The 14,850-nt window shown below is 73.0% G+C and carries 15 protein-coding genes; 9 read left to right on the forward strand and 6 right to left on the reverse strand.

Features of this window, described 5'->3' with window-relative positions; genetic code table 11:
* The first annotated feature begins 122 nt into the window (after positions 1 to 122).
* Together BLV72_RS25615 and BLV72_RS50065 are read left to right on the forward strand one after the other, a co-directional pair.
* Positions 123 to 605 (forward strand): Dps family protein, encoded by a 483-nt coding sequence (locus BLV72_RS25615; protein WP_093465118.1) that lies wholly within the window; start codon positions 123 to 125, stop codon positions 603 to 605.
* Between the two features lie 351 nt (positions 606 to 956).
* The gene (locus BLV72_RS50065; protein WP_093465120.1) at positions 957 to 1,280 is read left to right on the forward strand and encodes a hypothetical protein; all 324 of its coding nucleotides are present in this window, start codon (positions 957 to 959) and stop codon (positions 1,278 to 1,280) included.
* Here the strand turns inward: BLV72_RS50065 and BLV72_RS25625 are convergent.
* Positions 1,214 to 2,020, reverse strand: a complete 807-nt coding sequence (locus tag BLV72_RS25625) for an Fpg/Nei family DNA glycosylase (RefSeq protein ID WP_093470536.1) — start codon at positions 2,018 to 2,020, stop codon at positions 1,214 to 1,216. The genes BLV72_RS50065 and BLV72_RS25625 overlap by 67 nt on opposite strands.
* Before the next feature lie 162 nt (positions 2,021 to 2,182).
* Positions 2,183 to 6,847 carry an ATP-dependent helicase gene (locus tag BLV72_RS25630; RefSeq protein WP_093465122.1) on the reverse strand — a complete coding sequence of 1,555 codons (4,665 nt, stop codon included), beginning with the start codon at positions 6,845 to 6,847 and terminating at the stop codon, positions 2,183 to 2,185.
* A gap of 81 nt (positions 6,848 to 6,928) precedes the next feature.
* On the opposite strand from BLV72_RS25630, the gene BLV72_RS25635 reads away from it, so the two are divergent.
* The 3 genes from BLV72_RS25635 to BLV72_RS25645 are packed head-to-tail and all read left to right on the forward strand — an operon-like array spanning position 6,929 to position 8,821.
* Entirely contained in the window at positions 6,929 to 7,780 is an 852-nt protein-coding gene (locus BLV72_RS25635; protein ID WP_093465123.1) for a helix-turn-helix transcriptional regulator, read from the forward strand.
* A gap of 28 nt (positions 7,781 to 7,808) precedes the next feature.
* Entirely contained in the window at positions 7,809 to 8,522 is a 714-nt protein-coding gene (locus BLV72_RS25640; protein ID WP_093465124.1) for an AzlC family ABC transporter permease, read from the forward strand.
* Positions 8,519 to 8,821 (forward strand): AzlD domain-containing protein, encoded by a 303-nt coding sequence (locus tag BLV72_RS25645; RefSeq protein ID WP_093465126.1) that lies wholly within the window; start codon positions 8,519 to 8,521, stop codon positions 8,819 to 8,821. The genes BLV72_RS25640 and BLV72_RS25645 overlap by 4 nt, the downstream gene beginning before the upstream one ends.
* A gap of 19 nt (positions 8,822 to 8,840) precedes the next feature.
* On the opposite strand, the gene BLV72_RS25650 is transcribed toward BLV72_RS25645, so the two are convergent.
* Complete coding sequence (locus BLV72_RS25650; protein ID WP_093465127.1) at positions 8,841 to 9,833, reverse strand: hypothetical protein; 993 nt, start codon at positions 9,831 to 9,833, stop codon at positions 8,841 to 8,843.
* A gap of 79 nt (positions 9,834 to 9,912) precedes the next feature.
* Between BLV72_RS25650 and BLV72_RS25655 the strand changes: the two genes are divergently transcribed.
* The 4 genes from BLV72_RS25655 to recX all read left to right on the forward strand — a co-directional run bounded on the left by BLV72_RS25655 (position 9,913) and on the right by recX (position 13,283).
* Positions 9,913 to 10,107, forward strand: coding sequence for a DUF3046 domain-containing protein (locus tag BLV72_RS25655; RefSeq protein ID WP_014055336.1), 195 nt, complete (start codon positions 9,913 to 9,915; stop codon positions 10,105 to 10,107).
* Between the two features lie 79 nt (positions 10,108 to 10,186).
* On the forward strand, positions 10,187 to 11,392 hold the full coding sequence (locus tag BLV72_RS25660; RefSeq protein WP_093465129.1) for an AI-2E family transporter: 1,206 nt from the start codon (positions 10,187 to 10,189) through the stop codon (positions 11,390 to 11,392).
* 136 nt (positions 11,393 to 11,528) lie between these two features.
* Positions 11,529 to 12,668, forward strand: a complete 1,140-nt coding sequence (gene recA, locus BLV72_RS25665; RefSeq protein WP_093465130.1) for a recombinase RecA — start codon at positions 11,529 to 11,531, stop codon at positions 12,666 to 12,668.
* A gap of 3 nt (positions 12,669 to 12,671) precedes the next feature.
* Complete coding sequence (gene recX, locus BLV72_RS25670) at positions 12,672 to 13,283, forward strand: recombination regulator RecX (protein ID WP_093465132.1); 612 nt, start codon at positions 12,672 to 12,674, stop codon at positions 13,281 to 13,283.
* A 229-nt stretch (positions 13,284 to 13,512) separates the two neighbouring features.
* Here the strand turns inward: recX and BLV72_RS25675 are convergent, their stop codons facing one another.
* The 3 genes from BLV72_RS25675 to BLV72_RS51550 all read right to left on the reverse strand — a co-directional run bounded on the left by BLV72_RS25675 (position 13,513) and on the right by BLV72_RS51550 (position 14,629).
* Positions 13,513 to 13,905: a rhodanese-like domain-containing protein gene (locus tag BLV72_RS25675; protein WP_093465134.1), complete on the reverse strand. Its 393-nt coding sequence runs from the start codon at positions 13,903 to 13,905 to the stop codon at positions 13,513 to 13,515.
* Complete coding sequence (locus BLV72_RS25680; RefSeq protein WP_093470537.1) at positions 13,902 to 14,444, reverse strand: cupin domain-containing protein; 543 nt, start codon at positions 14,442 to 14,444, stop codon at positions 13,902 to 13,904. The genes BLV72_RS25675 and BLV72_RS25680 overlap by 4 nt, the downstream gene beginning before the upstream one ends.
* Positions 14,445 to 14,539: 95 nt before the next feature.
* A complete protein-coding gene (locus BLV72_RS51550) occupies positions 14,540 to 14,629 on the reverse strand; it encodes a putative leader peptide (protein WP_309471148.1) in 90 nt (29 codons plus the stop codon).
* Positions 14,630 to 14,850 lie beyond the last annotated feature (221 nt).

A 14,850-nucleotide genomic window follows, 5' to 3' on the forward strand; every position in this document is an offset into this window, starting at 1 on the left:
TTCGAGGCCCCGGCCGGTAGTCATACCGGCCAGGGCCTCGATGTTTGTCCGGCCGGATTCGGGTCACCCCACATGGAGAGAGGTAATCAAGAGGGGCCAAACGGTCGAACAGGAGGAACCGGATGTCTGTGGTGAGGAGCCCGCTGCCGGAGGAACACCTCAAGGTCGTCGCTGACGCGCTGCAAGGCGCCCTCGTCGATCTCGTTGACCTCCATCTGGTGGGCAAGCAGATCCACTGGACGGTCGTGGGCCCGCGATTCCGCACGATCCATTTGCAGCTCGACGAGGTCGTGGCGACGACCAGGGATCATGCCGACACGGTGGCGGAGCGGGCCTCGGCGCTCGGGGTGGCACCGGACGGACGGGCTCAGACGGTCGCCGCGACCAGCGGTGTGGCCACGGTCAAGGACGGCTGGACCGATGACACCCAGGCCATTACGACGCTCGTGGACGCCCTTGGAGCGGTGATCACGCGCATGCGGGAGCGGATCCGCGCGACGGATGAACCGGACCCGGTGACCCAGGACATTCTCATCGAGCTCACCCGTGACCTGGAGAAGCACCACTGGATGTTCCAGGCCGAGAACGGCGGCCATCGAGCCTGAGACGCCGACCCGGGCCCGGGCGGGTCCGAGGCGTCGGAGGGCGTCGGCTCAGGTGCTGGTAGAGGCGCAGACCCGGGCCTCGGGCGAGCTGAGGCCGACTGGGCGCCGGGGCGGGTGACAGCCCGGCTTCGGGGTGGCCGACCGTGGTGGTCGGCCCGCCCCGACGCCGGGCGATTTTCTTTTCCGCCCCTTCGACCTGGTGTTTCGGCTCGGCGGCTCGCTCTGGGTGCGCGGTGTGGCCCGGCTGGGCACACTGGGGGGATCGCGAGTGTCCGACACGCGCCGACGTGCTTCCTGTGCGCCCTCCCGCTGTATGCGAACAGGCGTCTAGCGTCGCCGAAGGAGGCAGTCATGGCAGCCGTCGGAGGGGCCGACGCCCAGGGCCTCAGGCCGGTCCGGTGGGTGTTCGCGCTCGCTCTGGGCGGTGTCTGGTGGTGGTCCGTGCTGCGGCTGGCGATACAGCCGGGAGAGGCCGGGCCTGTGGAGGGGGCGTTAGCGGTCGGCGGCTGGGGGCTGAGCCTGCTGCCGGTGCATTGCGGTCCCTCGCCCAGAAGAGGCGGCGCCCGTAGGGGAGGCCCTCCCGGCGCCCGTAGGGGAGGCCCTCCGCGTCAGGACGGGGCGGGCCCCTGTGGTCCGGCCTGGCAGCTCGGGCACCAGAAGGTCGAGCGCTCCTGACCCGCACGGCCCTGGTCGGCGGCGCGCACCGGCGTACCGCAGCGCAGACAGGGCCGCCCCGGGCGCCCGTACACCCACAGTCGGCGGTCGGGGCGCGGCTCGGTCGTGGTGACTCGGGCGCGCCGGTTCCTGTTGGCCTCCAGGAGCTTCTTGGCGTGGGCCACCAGGCGCTCGGGGGAGGACACCTCGCCGATCGGCAGCCAGGGCGACACCCGCAGCACGAAGCACAGTTCGGACTTGTAGACATTGCCGATCCCGGCGAGGTTCCGCTGGTCCAGCAGCGCTTCGCCCAGGGGCCGGGACGGATCGGTGAGCAGCCGGCGCAGCGCCTCGTCCGGATCCCAGTCGGGGCCGAGGAGATCGGGGCCGAGATGGCCGACGACCCGGTCCTCGTCGCCGGTACGGAGCAGTTCGAGGACGGGCAGACGGTAGCCGACGGCGGTGTGGGCGGCGGTGGCGAGGATGGCCCGGATCTGGTGGTGCGGGCCGCCACGCCATCGCTCGCCCGGCCCGTACACCTGCCAGGATCCGTCCATCCGCAGATGGGAGTGGAGGGTCAGCCCGCCCTCGACACGGGTCAGCAGATGCTTGCCGCGCGGCACGACCTCGAGGACGTGGCGGCCGGTGAGGTCGACGGTCGCCAGACGAGGGACGCGCAGATCACTGCGGGTGAGCGGAGAACCGGCGAGGGCCTGGTGCAGGCGCTGTGCGGTCTGCCAGACGGTGTCTCCTTCGGGCATGGCATCCATGATGCCCGCGGGGGCGGACAGGTGGGAGCGCTCCGGCTCCGTCCGGTGCGGAACCCTCGTTGGATCAAGGCCGCCTGGGGGAGCGAGCGCGCCACGTGGGGTGGGAACGCCACGTGGAGCGAGGGAGTCGTGTGGCGCCGAGGGCGCTGGCGATCAGGGACGCAGCCGGAAGCCCCGAGGGGTCGGGTGGAAGCCCGCCGATTCCAGGAGCTTGCCGATCGGGGACGAGAGCGCCTGGACGCCGTTGACGCGCTCGACCGTGACGGAGCCGAGCGCACCCGCGCGGGCTGACTCGGCCAGCGACTCCACCGCCGTCAACAGCCGGACGTCGTCCTCGGGGGAGGCGGCCTCGGCCTCGCCCGAGGGCCAGGCGAGCAGGGTCTTGCCGCCCCGCTCCATGTAGAGCGCCAGCTCTCCGTCGACGAGCACCACCATCGCTCCCGCCTTACGGCCCGGCCGGTGGCCCGCGTCCGCGGGCGGATCGGGCCAGGGGAGCGCGGCGCCGTAGGCATTGGCGGGGTCGGCCGAGGCGAGCACGAAGGCGCGCCGGGACTGCCCCCGCTGTCCGTCGAAGGCGGGGGCCGCCGTGCGGTCGCGGGACGTGCTGACCGCGCGCAGCCGGTCCACCGCGCCGTCCATCGCGAACTGGGCGGCGCCGAGCCCCTCGACCACATAGCCGCGGCGCGCCTGGCCGGTCTCCTCGAACGCGGACAGCACCCGATAGGCGGCCGAGAAGCCGCCCTCGACCCCCTCGGCGGCGACCGCTCCGCGGGTGACCACGCCGTGCCGGTCGAGCAGGGTGCGGGCCAGGGCGTGGGCGCGGTGGGTGGGCTCGGTCTCGCGCTCCGGCAGCAGGGACCAGCGCCCGGCGACGGTGGGCGGGCCGTTGCGCGATGCCGTGGGTCGGCCGGTGCGGCCCGTAAGGCCGCCGTAGCGCCCTCGGGGGACCGTGCGCTTGGCGCGGTGGGCGGTGGAGCCCGCCGTACGGCCCGAGCCCAGCAGGGAGCGCAGCGGGGCGAGGGTGTCACCGGTGACCCGGCCGGACCAGACCAGGTCCCACAGGGCCTCGGCGAGCTGGGGGTCCTGGAACTCGTGCCCGGCGGCGCGGGCCTGCTCGGCGATCTGGCGGAAGAACAGCCCGTACCCCCCGGCCAGGGAATCGAGGACGGCCTGGTGGAGGGGGGCCGCCTCAAGGGGGTGCGGGGTGTGCAGCAGCAGCGGGGCGGTGTCGGCCAGGTGCAGGGTGACCCAGCCGTCCTTCCCCGGCAGCGCTCCCGCCCCGGCCCAGACGACCTCCCCGGAGGCGGCGAGCTCGTCGAGCATCGTGGGGGAGTAATCGCTCACCCGGGACGGCAGAACCAGCTTCTCCAGGGCGGACGCGGGCACGGGCGCGCCCTGGAGCTGCTCGATCGCGCGCACCAGCCCGTCGATACCGCGCAGGCTGTGGGTGCCCAGATGCTGCCACTGCGGGAGGAAGGCGGCGAGCGCGGAGGGCGGCACGGGCTCCAGCTCATGGCGCAGCGCGGCCAGGGAGCGGCGCCGCAGCCGGCGCAGCACGGTGGCGTCGCACCACTCCTGGCCGATGCCCGAGGGATGGAATTCGCCCTGGACGACGCGGCCGTCGGCGGCCAGGCGGTGCAGGGCGCCCTCCGTGACGGCCACGCCGAGGCCGAAGCGGGCGGCGGCCTGCGTCGAGGTGAACGGGCCGTGGGTGCGGGCATAGCGGGCCAGCAGATCGCCCAGGGGGTCCTTGACCGGTTCGGTGAACGCCTCGGGGACGCCGACCGGCAGCGCCGTACCGAGCGCGTCCCGCAGCCTTCCCGCGTCCTCCACCGCGGCCCAGTGGTCCTCGCCCGCGATCCGGACCCGGATGGCGCGCCGGGCCCCGGCCAGGTCCTCGGCCCACCCGGGCTCGGCACCGCGCTCGGCCAACTCGGCGGCGGTGAGCGGGCCGAGCAGCCGCAGGACGTCGGCGACGCCCTCGGCGTCCTTGATCCGGCGGTCCTCGGTGAGCCACTGCAGCTCGTGCTCCAGCTCGGCCAGGACGTCGGCGTCGAGCAGCTCGCGCAGCTCGGCCTGGCCCAGGAGCTCGGCCAGCAGCCGCGCGTCGAGGGAGAGGGCCGCGGCGCGGCGCTCGGCGAGAGGGGAGTCGCCCTCGTAGAGGAACTGCGCCACGTAGCCGAAGAGCAGCGAGCGGGCGAAGGGGGACGGCTCGGGGGTGGTCACCTCCACCAGCCGGACCCGGCGGGCCTCGATGTCGCCCATCAGGTCGGTGAGGCCGGGGACGTCGAAGACGTCCTGGAGGCATTCGCGGACGGCTTCGAGGACGATCGGGAAGGAACCGAACTCGCTCGCCACCTGGAGGAGCTGGGCGGCGCGCTGGCGCTGCTGCCACAGCGGGGTGCGCTTGCCGGGGTCGCGGCGGGGCAGCAGCAGCGCGCGGGCGGCGCATTCGCGGAACCGGGAGGCGAACAGCGCCGAACCGCCGACCTGGTCGGTGACGATCTGGTTGATCTCGCCCTTGTCGAACGCGACATCGGCCGCGCCCACCGGGGACTGATCGGTGTCGTACTCCACGCCCTGGCGCATCGGGTCGGCGTCGAGGAGGTCGAGCCCCATCAGATCGGCGTCGGGCAGCCGCAGCACGATGCCGTCGTCGGCGTGCATGACCTGGGCGTCGATGCCGTACCGCTCGGACAGACGGGAGCCCAGGGCCAGCGCCCAGGGGGCGTGCACCTGCGCGCCGAAGGGGGAGTGGACCACCACCCGCCAGTCGCCCAGCTCGTCGCGGAACCGCTCCACCACGATCGTGCGGTCGTCCGGCACATGCCCGCAGGCACGGCGCTGCTCGTCCAGATACCCGATGACGTTCTCGGCGGCCCAGGCGTCCAGACCGGCGGCCAGCAGCCGCAGGCGGGCGTCCTCGGGCTGCAGCGCGCCGACCTCGCGCAGGAACGCGCCCAGGGCGCGGCCCAGCTCCAGGGGGCGGCCGAGCTGGTCGCCCTTCCAGAAGGGCAGCCGGCCGGGGACGCCGGGGGCGGGGGAGACCAGGACCCGGTCGCGGGTGATGTCCTCGATCCGCCAGGAGGTGGTGCCCAGGGTGAACACATCGCCCACCCGCGACTCGTAGACCATCTCCTCGTCGAGCTCGCCGACCCTGCCGCCGCCCTTCTTGGGGTCGGCACCCGCCAGGAAGACGCCGAAGAGCCCGCGGTCGGGGATGGTGCCGCCGGAGGTCACCGCGAGCCGCTGCGCCCCGGGGCGGCCCGTGACCGTATGGGCGACGCGGTCCCACACCAGGCGCGGCCGCAGCTCCGCGAAGGCGTCGGAGGGATAGCGGCCCGCGAGCATGTCGAGGACCGAGGTGTACGCCGACTCCGGGAGCGAGGCGAACGGCGCGGCGCGGCGGATCAGGGCCAGGAGCTCGTCCACGTCCCAGGTGTCCATGGCCGTGATGGCGATCAGCTGCTGGGCGAGCACGTCCAGCGGGTTGGCGGGCACCCGCAGCGATTCGATGGCCCCCTCGCGCATCCGCTCGGTGACCACCGCGGCCTGCACCAGATCCCCGCGGTACTTCGGGAAGACGACGCCGGTGGAGACCGCGCCCACCTGGTGGCCGGCCCGGCCCACCCGCTGCAGACCGGAGGCCACCGAGGGGGGTGACTCGACCTGGACGACCAGGTCGACCGCGCCCATGTCGATGCCGAGCTCGAGGCTGGAGGTGGCGACGACGGCGGGCAGACGGCCGGCCTTGAGGTCCTCCTCGACCAGCGCCCGCTGCTCCTTGGACACCGAGCCGTGGTGCGCGCGGGCCAGCAGCGCGGGCGCGCCGCGGGCCGCACCGGACTCGGCCATCAGCTCGGCGGGGGAGTGGTCCTCGGGCAGGGCCTCACCGGTGGCCCGCTCGTAGGCGATCTCGTTCAGCCGGTTGCACAGCCGCTCGGCCAGCCGGCGGGAGTTGGCGAAGACGATGGTGGAGCGATGGGCCTGGACGAGATCGGTGATCCGCTCCTCCACATGGGGCCAGATCGACGGCCGCTCGCCCGCCTCGCCCTCCTGGGCGGGGGAGCCGCCCAACTCGCCCAGGTCCTCCACGGGCACGACCACCGACAGGTCGAACTCCTTGCCCGACGGCGGCTGGACGATCTCCACCTTGCGCCGCGGCGAGAGGAACCGCGCCACCTCGTCCACCGGCCGCACGGTCGCGGACAGGCCGATGCGCCGGGCGGGGCGATCGAGCAGCTCGTCGAGGCGCTCCAGGGACAGCGCGAGATGGGCGCCCCGCTTCGTCCCCGCGACGGCGTGGACCTCGTCCAGGATCACGGTCTCCACCCCGCGCAGCGCCTCCCGGGTGGCGGAGGTGAGCATCAGGAACAGCGACTCGGGGGTGGTGATGAGGATGTCCGGCGGGCGGGTGGCCAGGGCGCGACGCTCGGCGGCCGGGGTGTCGCCCGAGCGGGTGCCCACCCGGATCTCCGGCTCGGGCCTGCCCAGCCGCACCGACTCCTGGCGGATGCCGGTCAGCGGGCTGCGGAGATTGCGCTCGACGTCCACCGCCAGGGCCTTCAGCGGGGAGACATACAGCACCCGGCAGCGCTTCTTCGCCTCGGCGGGCGGCGGCTCACCGGCCAGCTTGTCCAGCGCCGCCAGGAAGGCGGCCAGGGTCTTGCCCGAGCCGGTGGGGGCGACCACCAGGACGTCCGAGCCCTCGCCGATCGCCCGCCACGCGCCCTCCTGCGCGGGCGTGGGCGCGGTGAAGGCGCCCGTGAACCACCCGCGGGTGGCCGGGGAGAATGCGTCGAGCGCCGAGCCTGCCATGCCCTCCATCGTGCACCGCACCACTGACAATGGACGGAGTCGCAGGTCAGAGGAGGCCCGGGCGGGGCGCACAATGGTGCCATGGTCAACCGGGAGAGCGCGCGGCACTGGCGGTACCCCCAGCTTCCGGGCGTCGATCTGCTGCGGGCCCGCTACATCCACAAGACCTTCGTATGGCACACCCACGAGGCCTTCGTGATCGCCGCGATCACCGAGGGCGTCGAGGAGTTCCACCACCGCGGCACCGTCGAGCGCACCGGGCCCGGCGGCCTCGCGCTCATCAACCCGGAGGTTCCGCACACCGGCCGGGCGGGGGCGCCCGAGGGATGGGCGTACAGCGTGCTGTACCCGGCCGCGGACCTGGTCGCAGCTGTCGCCGCCGAGACGAGCACGCTCCGTGGCACGGCCGGATTCCGGCTCCCCTCCGTCGACGACCCCCAGGGCGCGCGGCTGGTCACCGCGGTGCACCGGGCCGCCGAGGAGGGCAACGCGCTGGCCGCCGACAGCCTGCTGCGCATCGTCCTCGCCCGGCTGCTGCGCGACCATGGCGGCCCGCTCCCCGAGCGCACGGCGCGCACCGCGGGTGCGCGAAGGGCGGCGCGCGCCCGCGCGATTCTCCAGGAGCGCATGGCGGACCCGCCGTCCCTGGAACGGCTGGCGGCCGAGCTGGACACCGGTCCCTTCGCCCTGCTGCGCGCCTTCCGCGCCGTCAACGGGATGCCGCCGCACACCTGGCTCACCGACGCCCGGGTCCGCCGGGCCCGGCAACTGCTGGACGCCGGGACCGCGCCCGCCGAGGTGGCCGTGGCCGTCGGCTTCACCGACCAATCCCATCTGAACCGTCACTTCACCCGCATCGTGGGGGTGCCACCGGGCGCTTACCGGCGGGAGCGCGCAAGAACGTACAAGACCGGATCCGAAGCGCTCTCCTAACGTGCGCGGTGTGTCAGAACAGATAGAGATGCGAACCGATCCCGCCGCGCCTCCGGCGGATTCGGCCGTTGTCCGCGACGCCCTGGGTGTCGGTGTCGCCGTGGGGCTCTCCGGCTTCGCCTTCGGGGTGACGTCGGCGGGCGCCGGCCTCGGCCTGCTGCAGACCTGCGCGCTCAGCCTGCTCGTCTTCACCGGGGCGTCGCAGTTCGCCCTCGTGGGCGCGCTGGCGGCGGGCGGCAATCCGTTCACCGCCGCCGCCGGGGCGTTCTTCCTCGGGGTGCGCAACGCCTTCTACGGGCTGCGGCTGTCCGGACTGCTCGAGCTGCCGCGCGCGGTGCGCCCCCTGGCGGCCCACTGGGTCATCGACGAGACCTCCGCCGTCGCCCTCGCCCAGCCCGACCGGCGCACCGCGCGGCTCGGCTTCACCATCACCGGGCTGACCCTGTACGTCCTGTGGAACCTCACCACGCTGATCGGCGCCCTGGGGGCGTCCGCGCTCGGCGACACCGACGCCTGGGGTCTGGACGCCGCCGGGCCCGCGGTCTTCCTCGCCCTGCTGGCCCCCATGCTCAGCGGCACCGTCGAACGGGCCGTGGCCGGTCTCGGCGTCCTGCTGGTGCTCCTGTGCCAGCCGGTGCTGCCCGCCGGGGTCCCGGTCCTGGTGGCGGCGCTCGCCGCCCCCGCCGTCCTTACGGTGCACGGGCGCATGACGCGCGGCACGGAGCCGGGTGAGCGCCGATGACCATCTGGATCGCCATCGGCGTCACCGCGGCGGGCTGCTATCTCGTCAAGCTGCTGGGCCTCTCGGTGCCCGCCGGAGTCCTGGAGCGTCCGCTCGCCAGGCGTCTGGCCGCGCTGCTGCCCGTGGCCCTGCTGGCCGCCCTCACCGCTCAGCAGACCTTCAGCGACGGTCAACATCTCCTCCTGGACGCGAGGGCGGCCGGGGTGGGGGCGGCGGCGCTCGCGCTGGTGCTCCGCGCCCCCTTCCTCGTGGTGGTCGCCGTGGCCGTCGTCGTCACGGCCGGGGTGCGAGCCCTGTGACCGCCGTGGACGCGCGCGCTCAGATCCGCCGTCCGTAGGCCCGCAGCGTCAGCAGCGCCTCGATGGTCGCCACCGACCGCCACTCCAGCGTGGCGCCCGGCGTCCATGGGCGCCGGGGCGGCGGCCAGCCGCCGTCCTCCTGCTGCGCGGCCACGAGCACGTCCAGGGACCGCTCCACCTCGGCGTCGGTGAACCACCGGCGCGCCAGCGAGCCGGGCGTACGGGCGATGTCGTGCACCTGGAGGGGCTCGCCGGGGCCCTGCCCCGGCGGCAGGGGGCGGTCCTCGCCGCGCTCGGGGGCCGGCGGCGGCACGATCAGCCGCTCCTCCCGCACCCGGCGGCCGAGCCGCTCGGCCGCCGCCTCGGCGCGTGCCCGGTCCGGCGCCCCGTCCAGGAAGGCGACGGCCGCCGCGACCTCGTAAGGACGCGTCGTCGCGCCGCCCTCCCCCAGGGCGGCAACCGCCGCCCAGCAGAAGTCCGTGGCCCGGAAGAGCCACGCATGCCACACCTCGTTGCGGTGCAGCAGCCCCACCACCGGCCCGGTGGTCAGCAGATCACTGCGCGCATCGTCCGCCGCCGGGACCCAGGGGGCCGCCGGATAGCCGCGCAGCGAGGGGTGGCAGGCGGGCAGCGCGCCGTCCGGGGTGGACACGGACGTCAGATAGCGGCACAGGCGTTCCACCCGCTGACCGCCGCAGCGCCCGATCCCGTCGAGCACCCGTAAGGCGTGCACGGCATGCAGCGGCTGGCTCACCGGGCCACGCAGATCCGGCTCCAGCGCATGGCCGTAGCCCCCGTCGGTCCCCAGATACGCGGCCAGCGCGGTCTCGACCGCCTCGGCACCGCCGCCCAGGAAGTGATACGCGAATCTGCGCTGCTCCAGCACGCGGGCGGTCAGCCAGACGAACCGCTCGGCGCGGGAGAGCGCGGAGGACTCGGCCGACGGAGCCGGCTCGGCGGGCCCGGGCGTGGGAAGGGAGGGCGAGGAGGGGAGGCTTGCGGATCGTTCCATGGACAGACCGTAGGCCGCGAGACACGGTCGGTAGGGGGCTCACGCCTGGGTGCACCCCCGGGAGCGCGATACTGGTCACATGCGGTTGACGGACTTCTGGCAGCGAATGGCGGACCACTTCGGTGAGGCGTACGCCGACTCCTTCGCGCGCGATCATGTGATGTCGCAACTCGGGGGCCGGACGGTGCACGAGGCACTGACGGACGGCTGGGAGGCCAAGGACGTCTGGCGCGCGGTCTGCGCCGCGATGGAGATCCCCGAGAGCAGGCGCTGAGCGGCCCTCCGGCCGCTCCGGGTGCACCAGCTTCCGGGGTGGCCGGATTTCTTCGTCCGGTGTAGGCCACACTTGCTCCGTGGCCCCGACCGAAGAGACCCTCCCCTCCGACGCCGACGACACCCCGAGCGCCGCTCGGGCCTCCTCGGACTCCCCGCAACCCGCCGCGCGCATGCCGCGCTGGCTGCCGCGCGCCATGGTGCTCGCACTCGCGCTGGTGGCCTGTTACCGGCTTGCGACCTGGGCCTTCGATCAGCTGACCGGGCTTCTGCTGAACATCCTGATCGCGTTCTTCCTGGCGCTCGCGATCGAACCGGCCGTGGACCGGATGGCCGCCCGCGGCATGCGCCGGGGGCTGGCCACGGGACTGGTCTTTCTCGCCATCCTCATCGGCACCGCGGGCTTCTTCACCCTGCTCGGCTCGATGCTCGCCGATCAGATCATCACCATGGTCCAGGACTTCCCGCAGTACCTCGACAATGTCGTCAAGTGGATCAACGACACGTTCCACACGCATCTGTCGCGGCTGGAGATCCAGGACAGCCTGGTGCACTCCGACTGGCTGCAGAGTTACGTCAAGAACAGCGCCGACAACGTGCTGGACGTCTCCGCACAGGTGCTCGGCGGGTTGTTCAAGACGCTGACGGTGACCCTGTTCGCCTTCTACTTCGCCGCCGACGGGCCCCGGCTGCGCCGCGCGCTGTGCTCGGTGCTGCCGCCGACCCGGCAGGTCGAGGTGTTGCGCGCCTGGGAGATCGCGGTCGCCAAGACCGGCGGCTACATCTACTCCCGCGGGCTGATGGCGCTGATCTCCGGTGTCGCCCACTACATCCTGCTGGAGGCCCTGGGTGTGCCCTACGCCCCGGCGCTCGCCGTCTGGGTGGGGCTGATCTCGCAGTTCATCCCGACCATCGGCACCTATTTGGCCGGGGCGCTGCCGATGCTGATCGCGTTCACCATCGACCCCTGGTACGCGCTGTGGGTCCTGATCTTCGTCGTGATCTACCAGCAGTTCGAGAACTATCTGCTGCAGCCGAGGATCACCGCCAGGACGGTGGACATCCACCCGGCCGTCTCCTTCGGATCGGTGATAGCGGGCACCGCGCTGCTGGGCGCGGTGGGCGCGCTGATCGCGATTCCGGCGACCGCGACGCTGCAGGCGTTCCTCGGCGCGTACATCAAGCGCTATGACGTGACCGACGATCTGCGGGTGCACGGGCGCACGCGGCGGCGCGGCATGTCGGCCCTCGCGCGGATGCGCGCCGCGTTGGCGCGGCGTAGTTGACACAAAAATCGAACATCCATTCTGATGGAGGCCCGACAGGTTATCCACAGGCCGAGGACGTCAGGGCCGCTTGTCAGTGGCAGGCGCTAGCGTCATGGACGTGAAGCGATCGACTCAAGCAAACCGGGTGGGACCCATGGCAGGAACGGACCGCGAGAAGGCGCTCGACGCCGCGCTCGCACAGATTGAACGGCAATTCGGCAAGGGCGCCGTGATGCGCATGGGCGATCGGCCAAACGAGCCGATCGAGGTCATCCCCACCGGGTCGACCGCTCTCGACGTCGCCCTCGGCGTCGGCGGTCTGCCGCGCGGCCGGGTGGTCGAGGTCTACGGCCCCGAGTCCTCCGGTAAGACGACCCTGACCCTGCACGCGGTGGCCAATGCCCAGCGGGCCGGCGGCACCGTCGCCTTCGTGGACGCCGAGCACGCCCTCGACCCTGACTACGCGCAGAAGCTGGGCGTGGACACCGACTCCCTGATCCTGTCCCAGCCGGACAACGGCGAGCAGGCGCTCGAGATCGTGGACATGCTGGTCCGCTCCGGCGCCCTCGACCTCATCGTCATCGACTCCGTCGCCGCCCTGGTGCCGCGCGCGGAGATCGAGGGCGAGATGGGCGACTCCCACGTCGGCCTCCAGGCCCGGCTGATGAGCCAGGCGCTCCGCAAGATCACCAGCGCGCTCAACCAGTCCAAGACCACCGCGATCTTCATCAACCAGCTCCGCGAGAAGATCGGCGTGATGTTCGGCTCGCCGGAGACCACGACCGGTGGCCGGGCGCTGAAGTTCTACGCGTCGGTGCGCATCGACATCCGCCGCATCGAGACCCTCAAGGACGGCACCGACGCGGTCGGCAACCGCACCCGTGTCAAGGTCGTCAAGAACAAGGTCGCGCCGCCCTTCAAGCAGGCCGAGTTCGACATCCTCTACGGCCAGGGCATCAGCCGCGAGGGCGGTCTGATCGACATGGGCGTCGAGCACGGCTTCGTCCGCAAGTCCGGTGCCTGGTACACCTACGAGGGCGACCAGCTCGGCCAGGGCAAGGAGAACGCCCGCAACTTCCTGAAGGACAACCCCGACCTCGCCAATGAGATCGAGAAGAAGATCAAGGAAAAGCTCGGCATCGGGGTGAGGCCCCAGGATCCGGCGGCCGCGGCACCCACCACGGACGCGGCCGGTGCCGCGGGCGTGACCGACGCCGCGCCGGCGAAGGCCGTGGCCGCCCCGGCGGCCAAGTCCGGGGCGAAGGCGGCCAAGACCGCCGCGGCCAAGAGCTGATCCATGACACGGCGGACCGAATGGCCGGACGGCCCAGGCCGTCCGGAGCGCCCGGACCGTCCGGACAGCGGCGCCCCCTCCTTGTCGAGGGCCGAGCAGGGGCCGCCGCCCGGCCCGGAGGAGCAGGCGCGGGCGATCTGCCTGCGCCTGCTCACCGGGACCCCACGCACCCGTAAGCAGCTCGCGGACGCGCTGCGCACCCGGGGCATTCCCGATGACGCGGCGCAGGAGGTGCTGTCCCGGTTCGAGGGCGTCGGCCTGATCGACGACGCGGCGTTCGCCGAGGCATGGGTGGAGTCACGGCATCACAGCCGGGGGCTCGCCCGGCGGGCGCTCGCCCGTGAGCTGCGCACCAAGGGCGTGGACTCCGCCCTGATCGACGAGGCCGTGGGACAGCTCGACGCCGATCAGGAGGAGCGGACGGCGCGGGAGCTGGTCGAGCGCAAGCTGAGGGCCACCCGTGGCCTCGACCGGGAGAAGCGGATTCGCCGTCTCGCCGGGATGCTGGCCCGCAAGGGCTACTCCGAGGGGCTGGCGCTGCGGGTGGTGCGGCGTGCGCTGGAGGAGGAGGGGGAGGACCCGGACCTCCTGGAGCACCATCTCCCCGACCTCTGAGCCCCAGCGGCCCTTGTCGCGGCGGGGCTGTGGGCTGTGACGGCCCCGGGGGTCAATCCGGTGAAGCCGGTTACCGAGAACGAGCGATGTCCGGCCGTGCGGCAGACGCGCGGTCCTCAAGGCGCGTGCCCCCGATCAGTGCGACACCCGATCAGTGCGACACCCGAGCCGTGCGGTACCCGAGACGCGTGACACCCGAGACTGCGGCTCCCGAATCCGGTGGGTGGCTCTAGCCCACCGGGAGGCCCGCCGCGCGCCATGCCTGGAAGCCGCCGATGAGATCGGTCGCGCGCTCCAGGCCCAGCTGACGCAGCGAGACCGCGGCGAAGCTGGACGCGTAGCCCTCGTTGCACACCACCACGACCCGCAGATCGTGATGGGTGGCCTCGGGCAGCCGATGGTCGCACTGCGGGTCGAGCCGCCACTCCAGCTCGTTCCGCTCGACGATCAGCGCCCCCGGGATGGTGCCGTCGCGCTCCCGCAGCGCCGCGTACCGTATGTCCACCAGCAGCGCGCCCTGGACCTGGGCCGCCGCGGCATCGAGCGGCTCCAGCCGGTCGAGTTCCTCGCGGGCCTCGGCCAGCAGCTCGTCCACGCTCCGCTTGGTCGTGCCCACGATCATCCCCACTCCTCGGGCCGCTCGACCTGCTCCAGCCGCAGCGTATGACCGGTGCGGCTGTAACGCCGCATGAGCGGCAGCGGCGGATAGTAGGCGTGCACCGACACCGCATGCTCGGTGTCGGACGGATTGATCACCTCATGCACATGATGCTGTCCAAAAGCCCGGCCCTGCCCGGCGGGCAGCAGCCGCTCGCGGTCCACATCGTCGGCCAGCTCAAGGGTCTTCCAGCCCTCGGTGGGCAGCCGCGCGGCGAGTGACTGCTCGTTGAGCGCACCCGCCGCCGCGACGAAGGCGCCATGGGAGCCGCCGTGGTCGTGCCAGCCGGTGCCGGTGCCCGGAGGCCAGCCGATCAGCCAGGCTTCGCTGCCGCCCGGCCCGTCGAGGCGCAGCCAGGTGCGGCCCTCCGGATCGAGCGGAAGGGAGGCGACGAGCTCGGCGTCGGCGGCGGTCCGGCGGGCGAAGTCGAGCAGCTCCGCGGCGCTGGGCGGAGCGGCGGGGCCGGATGCCGGGTCCGTGATGATGTCCGTGGGAGGGCGCACGAGGCCGGGAGTGGAAGTGCGTACGTCGGGCACAGAGAACCGTCCTGAGTGATCGCGAAAGAGGCGCGGCCGCACCGCGCGGGGAAAGAAGCGGATCAACAGGACGGACGACAGACACAGCCCGCGTAGCGGACCAGGTCCAGATGGACCCTCCGCCAGAAGCGAGGCAAGCAGGTGTCAGTCACGCTGCGAAGTGAATCATGTGCCGGAAAGGAAGGTCAACCTCACCGGCTCGCGCCCCGACCACGCACGCCCGGCCGCGGACCGCACGCCCCGACTCGGACCGCACGCCCGGACGCAGGCCGGGCGTGCGGCCGAGGACCGCGCGCCCTGGGACTGACCGCGCGCCCGGAGACAAACCGACCGCGCGCCCGAGCGCGCCCCGGGCCCGGCCTCGCCGGTCGAT

The sequence above is a fragment of the Streptomyces melanosporofaciens genome (genome assembly GCF_900105695.1).
In the GTDB taxonomy this organism is placed as follows: domain Bacteria; phylum Actinomycetota; class Actinomycetes; order Streptomycetales; family Streptomycetaceae; genus Streptomyces; species Streptomyces antimycoticus.

Bases quoted from the DNA above. Each gene is read 5' to 3' on its own strand.
- BLV72_RS25645 (WP_093465126.1), top strand. From the start codon at position 8,519: ATGACCATCTGGATCGCCATCGGCGTCACCGCGGCGGGCTGCTATCTC.
- recA (WP_093465130.1), top strand. From the start codon at position 11,529: ATGGCAGGAACGGACCGCGAGAAGGCGCTCGACGCCGCGCTCGCACAG.
- BLV72_RS25655 (WP_014055336.1), top strand. From the start codon at position 9,913: ATGCGGTTGACGGACTTCTGGCAGCGAATGGCGGACCACTTCGGTGAG.
- BLV72_RS25615 (WP_093465118.1), top strand. From the start codon at position 123: ATGTCTGTGGTGAGGAGCCCGCTGCCGGAGGAACACCTCAAGGTCGTC.
- BLV72_RS25675 (WP_093465134.1), bottom strand. From the start codon at position 13,905: ATGATCGTGGGCACGACCAAGCGGAGCGTGGACGAGCTGCTGGCCGAG.
- BLV72_RS50065 (WP_093465120.1), top strand. From the start codon at position 957: ATGGCAGCCGTCGGAGGGGCCGACGCCCAGGGCCTCAGGCCGGTCCGG.
- BLV72_RS25650 (WP_093465127.1), bottom strand. From the start codon at position 9,833: ATGGAACGATCCGCAAGCCTCCCCTCCTCGCCCTCCCTTCCCACGCCC.
- BLV72_RS25630 (WP_093465122.1), bottom strand. From the start codon at position 6,847: ATGGCAGGCTCGGCGCTCGACGCATTCTCCCCGGCCACCCGCGGGTGG.
- BLV72_RS25640 (WP_093465124.1), top strand. From the start codon at position 7,809: ATGCGAACCGATCCCGCCGCGCCTCCGGCGGATTCGGCCGTTGTCCGC.
- recX (WP_093465132.1), top strand. From the start codon at position 12,672: ATGACACGGCGGACCGAATGGCCGGACGGCCCAGGCCGTCCGGAGCGC.
- BLV72_RS25625 (WP_093470536.1), bottom strand. From the start codon at position 2,020: ATGCCCGAAGGAGACACCGTCTGGCAGACCGCACAGCGCCTGCACCAG.
- BLV72_RS25635 (WP_093465123.1), top strand. From the start codon at position 6,929: ATGGTCAACCGGGAGAGCGCGCGGCACTGGCGGTACCCCCAGCTTCCG.